This is a genomic window from Pseudoflavonifractor phocaeensis, assembly GCF_016901735.1.
GTDB lineage: Bacteria > Bacillota > Clostridia > Oscillospirales > Oscillospiraceae > Pseudoflavonifractor_A.
Genome location: NZ_JACLZC010000038.1, coordinates 22,217 through 28,216, shown reverse-complemented (window position 1 = coordinate 28,216; position 6,000 = coordinate 22,217). Strand labels below are relative to the sequence as shown.

Sequence of the window (6,000 nt, the reverse complement as noted above, 5' to 3'; positions counted from 1 at the left end):
CACCAAAGAGGCGGTGGATCAGGCCAAAAAAGCCGCTGATCAAGCACGCCAGCAGGCCACACAGGCCAGTCTCCAGGCCGGCCGGCTGAATACCGCGCTGGACGAGCGGACCGGCCAGCTTCTGGCCCGAATGGAGCGGTATGTGGACCAGCCCAGCCGGGAGGCAATCCAGGCACAGCTGGACCTGGCCCGCCGGCAGCGAAACGACCGTCTCGCCGCCCTAACCGCGGAGATGGAGCAGGCGAAGGCGGCCCTGGCGGAAAAGGAGAAGCTTAACGCTCAGATTACCCGGGAGGAGACCCAGGTCAAGGCATTTGCCCAGCAGCTGACCAAGCTGCAAGAGGAGCTGACGCAGGCCGGAGACCGGCAGGGACAGCTGAAGGGACAGCTCTTTCAGCTGCAGGACCGCCTCCGCGGTCAGCTGGACGCCCTGCTGGAGGGCTGCCCCCTGGAGGAGGCGCCGTCGGAGGCGGCGCTGCTGAAAACCGCTCTGGAGACCGAACAGACCGCTCTAAGGGCCGATAGGGAGCGGGCCAAAGCCCAGCTTGCCCGGAAAGAAGCCCTGGAAGCCCTTGTCCCTCAGGCGGAGGAGCGGCTCCACGCCATGGAGGCAGAGGTCCTGCGCCAAAAAACCGCCGCCGCCTCGGCCCACAGCCGGCAGGAGGCCCTGCAAAATCAGCTGGACCAGCTGCGCACCGCGCTGCGCTATCCGGACCGCCGGCAGGCCACAGCCCAGCGGGAGGCCCTGGCCCGTCAAAAGGAGGCCCTGCGGCAGTCCCTGGAGGAAGCCCGCACCGCCTTCTCCGCCTGTCAAAACCGGCACGCCGCTCTGGAAGGCAGCATGCAGCGGCTCTCTGTCCTCCTCCAGTCCATGCCTGCCGTTGACGCCGGGCAGGAAAGCGGGCGCAAAGCCGCTCTGGAAACCGACAAGCAGCAAAAAACCGCCGCTCTCCGTCTGATCCAGACCCGGCTGGACGCCAATACCGCCGCCCGGCGGAACCTGGACCGGCAGGCCCGCCGGCTGGCACAGCTGGAGGAGCGCCTCCAATGGGTGGCCGCCCTGTCCGACACTGCCAACGGCAAGCTCGCCGGCAAGGAAAAGATCATGCTGGAAACCTATGTGCAGATGACCTTCTTTGACCGCATCATCCGCCGGGCCAATCTCCGCTTTTTGGTCATGTCCGGCGGACAGTATGAGCTCAAGCGCCGGGTGGGCGCGGGCAGTACCCGCGGCCAGAGCGGTTTGGAGCTGGACGTCATCGACCACTACAACGGCACCGAGCGCAGCGTCCGCTCCCTCTCCGGCGGCGAGTCCTTCAAGGCCTCCCTCTCCCTGGCCCTGGGCCTCTCCGACGAGATCCAGTCCTCCGCCGGCGGTATCCGCCTGGAGGCCATGTTCGTGGACGAGGGCTTCGGCTCCCTGGATGAGGAGTCCCTCCAGCAGGCCATCCAGGCCCTGGCCCGGCTCACCGAGGGCGACCGGCTGGTGGGCATCATCTCCCACGTCTCGGAGCTCAAAACCCGCATCGACAAACAGATTCTGGTCACCAAAGACAAAAGCGGCGGCAGTCGGGTAGACATCCTGGCTTGACGGCGCACAATTACGTCCGATTGGAGGCATATTCCATGCTGGCCTATACATACCTTTCCCCCCACCGCTTCCAGCTGGTGGAAAAGCCACGCCCCACTCTGCTGGACCCCACCGACGCCATCGTCCGCGTCACCCTCTCCAGCATCTGCACCAGCGATCTCCACATCAAACACGGCTCCGTGCCCCGGGCGGCGCCCGGCATCACCGTGGGCCACGAGATGGTGGGCGTGGTGGAGGCGGTGGGCCAGGCAGTCTCCACCGTCCGGCCCGGCGACCGGGTCACCGTCAATGTGGAGACCTTCTGCGGCCGCTGCTTCTTCTGCCAGAACGGCTGGGTCAACAACTGCACCGACCCACAGGGCGGCTGGGCCCTTGGCTGCCGCATTGACGGCGGACAGACCGAATATGTTCGGGTGCCCTACGCCGATCAGGGCCTGGACAAAATCCCACCCAACGTCACCGACGCCCAGGCCCTCTTTGTGGGCGACATCCTGGCCACCGGCTATTGGGCGGCGGACATCGCCAATATCGGCCGGGACGACACCGTATTGATCCTGGGCGCCGGACCCACCGGCCTTTGCACCTTGCAGTGTGTGCTCCTCCACCAGCCCCGGCAGGTGGTGGTCTGTGAGCGGGACCCCGGACGCCGGGCCTTTGTCCGCGCCCACCATCCCCAGGTCCACACCGTCGCCCCGGAGGAGGTCCTCGCCTTCCTCCAGACCCATACCAGCCACGGCGGCGCCGACCGGGTGCTGGAGGTGGCCGGCGGTCCCGACTCCTTCCAGTTGGCCTGGAAGTGTGCCCGCCCCAACGCCGTGGTCACGGTGGTAGCCCTCTATGACCAGGATCAGGTCCTGCCTCTGCCCCAAATGTACGGCAAAAATCTCACCTTCCAGACCGGCGGAGTGGACGGCTGCCGGTGCGGCGAGATCCTCTCCCTCATCGCCGCCGGAAAGCTGGATACCACCCCCCTCATCACCCACACCTTCCCCCTCAGCCGCATCGAGGAGGCCTACGCCCTCTTTGAAGAACGGCGGGACGGGGTTATCAAGGTGGCCATCCGGCCCGACGCCTCCTGACCCTTCCGGAGACAAAAACGCCGCATCTCATAAAACAGTGAGATGCGGCGTTTTCATGTTATGCCTGCTCCAGCTCCTGGCTCAGGTCCACCTCGGCGGCGTCGTTCCAGAGACGCTCCAGATCGTAGAACTTCCGGGTCTCATCCATGAAGATGTGGACCACCACCGAAGAGAAGTCCAGCAGCACCCAGCTGCCGCCACGGTGGCCCTCCACATGGTGGGGGGGCTCGCCGGCCTCCTTCAGGTTCTTTTCGCACACGTCAGCCAGCGCCTTGACCTGCGTGGTGGAGGTGGCGGTGCAGATGACAAAATAGTCTGCCAGCGTGGTCAAATGGCCCGTCTCCAGGACCTTGATCTCCTGGCCCTTCTTGCTGTCCAGTGCTTTCGCGGCACAAATGGCAATCTCTCTGGGTGTCATAGGCATACTCCTTTTCTCTTATTCGTAAGCTTCGGGAGGCAATACGGTCTCCCCTTCTCCCGTCTCACTGGCGACGGTCTCGCCGCCTGTCCCTTCATTGGCGACCGTGCCGCCGCCGCTCCCCGCACCGTCCACCGGCGCGCTGGCCGGGACCTCTGCCGTGCCGCTCTCACCGCCGCCGTCGGACGTGGGCGTCTCGCCATCCGGGATGGTCTCTACCGGCGCGCTGGGGACCGCGCCGCCGCCGGGGGTCTGCTCCGGGCTGGGCGTGTCAGAGGGCGTTTCACCACCGGCACTTCCTCCATCCGGCGTCTCCGTGGGGGCCTCGCTGCTCCCGGGGACTTCCGGGCTGGGCTCCGCCGACACCGGGGGCGTGGGCGTGACCACAGGCTCCACCACCAACTCGCCGCCCGACGTGCCGCCGTGGCTGCCGCTCCCGGAACCGGAACCAGAACCGGAGCCGGAGCCTGAACCGGACCCGCTGTTGGCCTTGCTGTCCTCCACCGTTCCGGTGGTGGAGTGGAGGCGGCCGTTTTCATCCACGCTCATAATGTCCAGTTCCTTGTCGGTCAGCTCCTCCTCGTAGGGGTTGAAATAGGTGTTGACCATCTCGATCAGCTCCTCTTCCAGGGGCACCACATAGGACTGGTTGTTCTGATAGGTACGGCTCCACACATACTCGCCCTTGTTCGGCATGGTCATAAAGTTCACGCTGTCCATATCCAGAGGCGTTCCGTCCTTCTCGTTGCCCATTACGGCCTGCTGTCCGAACCAGAGCAGGTTGTTGACGGTCAGATTGGTGGTGACGTTTTTGTTGAACACCTCGGCCAGCTCGCCGATGCGGGTGATATTCTTAAACTGGAGGCACTGCTCCACCACCGCCTTCAAAAATGCCTGCTGGGTGGCAATGCGGCCCAGATCGCCGTCGGGGTAGCCCTTCATGACGCCGTTGATCATGTTGTCATGCCGGTAGCGGATGACCTGCATGGCCTTGTCGCCGTCCAGATGCTGATAGCCGGCGTCCACATGGATGTGCAGATCCTGGGTGGGGTCGTCGTAGTTCATGTCAATGGGCACGTCAAAGTAAACGCCGCCGATGGCATCCACCAGCTCGCCTACCGCCTCCCATTCCACGATGACCTGATAGTCGGGCACAAAGCCCACCAGCTGGCTGACCTCGTTGCACAGCGCTTCAATGCCCTCTTCGCCGCCGCCGTACATGTTATAGACCGAGTTGATCCGTTTGATGTCCCAGGAGACGTTGACCATGGTATCCCGGGGAATGCTCATCACATTGAGCTCCTGATTGTCCACGTCATAGGCGGCCAGGAGAATGGTATCCGTGTTGCCGCCGCCGCCGGTGTCCCGGCCGATGACCAGGAAGGTAAAAAAGTTGCTCTTCCGGTCTCCGCTGAGCTTGGGCCCCACCAGCTGGAGCTCCTCTTCCCCCTGCTGGGGCTGCTGCACGGTGGGGATCTCCGGCTTTATGAACAGCATTTTGCCGGTAATCATCACGCCGGCGGCGATGACCGCGGCTACCGCCGCCACGATCACCGCAATGATCGCCACCCGCCGGGTCCGTTCCGCCCGGGTCATGGTTTTCCAGCGCCTGCGCTTTTTCTTGGGGCGCTGTGTGCCGGTCTCTCCCAGCCGCGCGCCCTCTCTGTTGTTCTGGTCCATGTTTCTCTCGACTCGCTTTCTTTTAGTGCTCCCGCAGCCAATCTCTCGCTTCCCGGGTGTTCCGGTGCACCGGCTGTCCCCGCTCCGCCATATCTGCAATGCTCAGCTCACACCCGCGGAGCACGGCGGCGTCCAAATCGGAATAGGCCAGACGGCGCAGCTCCTCCACCTCCTCAAAGCGGCGGTTGGGCTCCACATAGTCGGCCATATAGAGGACCTTTTCCAGCAGTGTCATATCCGCCCGTCCGGTGGTGTGCCAGAAAATGGCCGAGCAGATGGCCTCCGGCATACCGAACACATGGCGGGCAATGGCCGCACCCGTTTTGGCGTGGAGCAGCTTCACCGCCTTTTGTTCCAATTCGTCCAGTACGATACCATATTTTTCGCACAATTGCAACTGTTCTTCCAGCTCCAGATACTTGGTGCAGTCGTGCAGGATGCCCGCCTTCCGGGCCTGCTCCTCGTCGGCCCCCCAGCGGCGGGCCAGGCGCACCGCCTCTTCCTCGGTGCCCCGGATATGGGCCAGACGCTTGGCCTTGACCATGGAGTAGGAACAGGCCCGCAGGTCCTCCACGTTCAAATGCTTCAAATCGGCGTGGGTGCCGTACAGGCCGTGCATGAGAATATAGCCCCGCACCGGAGCGGCCAGATACTCCCACCCTTCGTCCCGGAGGAGCAGCTCCCGCAGCTGGGTGGAGGAGATCTCCGCCATGTCGTAGAGGCGCAGCACCTGGGCCTTGGCTCCGTATTTGGCCTGGAGCCAGTCGGCCTGCTGGTCCAGCACATCCTCCTGGTCGGCCGCCCGGGCGAAGCCCGCCAGGTGGGCCGCCGCCATGATGCGCTCCGGCTCATGCCAGTTCTGGATGGAGAGGAACATATCCGCCCCCATCAGCAGCCACAGCTCATCCTGGGGATACTGCCGGTGGATGGCCTCGATGGTGTCGGCGGTATAGCTCAGGCCGGAGCGACGCAGCTCCAGGTCGCTGACCGAGATGCCGGGGCAGAAGAGGTTATCGGCAGCGATGACGGTCATTGCCAGCCGGTCCTCCGAGGTGGGAGACCCAGGGGGAAGCTCCTTGTGGGGCGGTTCCGCCGTGGGGATGAGGAAAAGCCTGTCCAGCTCCAGCGCCTCCAGGGCGAAGCGCGCCGCCAGCAGATGTCCCTGGTGAGGGGGATTGAAGGTGCCGCCATAGATACCGATTCTCATGTTTACCAGCCTCCCATGCCTTGAT

Annotated in this window: 5 protein-coding genes; 2 read left to right on the top strand and 3 right to left on the bottom strand. The window is 64.3% G+C overall.

The genetic code is table 11. The features are described 5' to 3' along the window. Together H7U37_RS09370 and H7U37_RS09365 are read left to right on the top strand one after the other, a co-directional pair. A partial coding sequence (locus H7U37_RS09370; protein WP_272873479.1) for an SbcC/MukB-like Walker B domain-containing protein occupies positions 1-1,591 on the top strand: 1,591 nt, incomplete at its 5' end. Between the two features lie 35 nt (positions 1,592-1,626). Then, positions 1,627-2,670 (top strand): alcohol dehydrogenase, encoded by a 1,044-nt coding sequence (locus H7U37_RS09365; RefSeq protein ID WP_204875382.1) that lies wholly within the window; start codon positions 1,627-1,629, stop codon positions 2,668-2,670. Between the two features lie 58 nt (positions 2,671-2,728). On the opposite strand, the gene rsfS is transcribed toward H7U37_RS09365, so the two are convergent. From rsfS to nadD, 3 genes are read right to left on the bottom strand one after another with little or no spacing between them, the layout of a single operon-like run. Further along, entirely contained in the window at positions 2,729-3,088 is a 360-nt protein-coding gene (gene rsfS, locus H7U37_RS09360) for a ribosome silencing factor (protein WP_204875381.1), read from the bottom strand. A gap of 18 nt (positions 3,089-3,106) precedes the next feature. Further along, positions 3,107-4,768, bottom strand: a complete 1,662-nt coding sequence (locus tag H7U37_RS09355; RefSeq protein WP_204875380.1) for an LCP family protein — start codon at positions 4,766-4,768, stop codon at positions 3,107-3,109. Positions 4,769-4,790: 22 nt separating this feature from the next. Next, positions 4,791-5,975 carry a nicotinate (nicotinamide) nucleotide adenylyltransferase gene (gene nadD / locus H7U37_RS09350; RefSeq protein WP_204875379.1) on the bottom strand — a complete coding sequence of 395 codons (1,185 nt, stop codon included), beginning with the start codon at positions 5,973-5,975 and terminating at the stop codon, positions 4,791-4,793. Positions 5,976-6,000 lie beyond the last annotated feature (25 nt).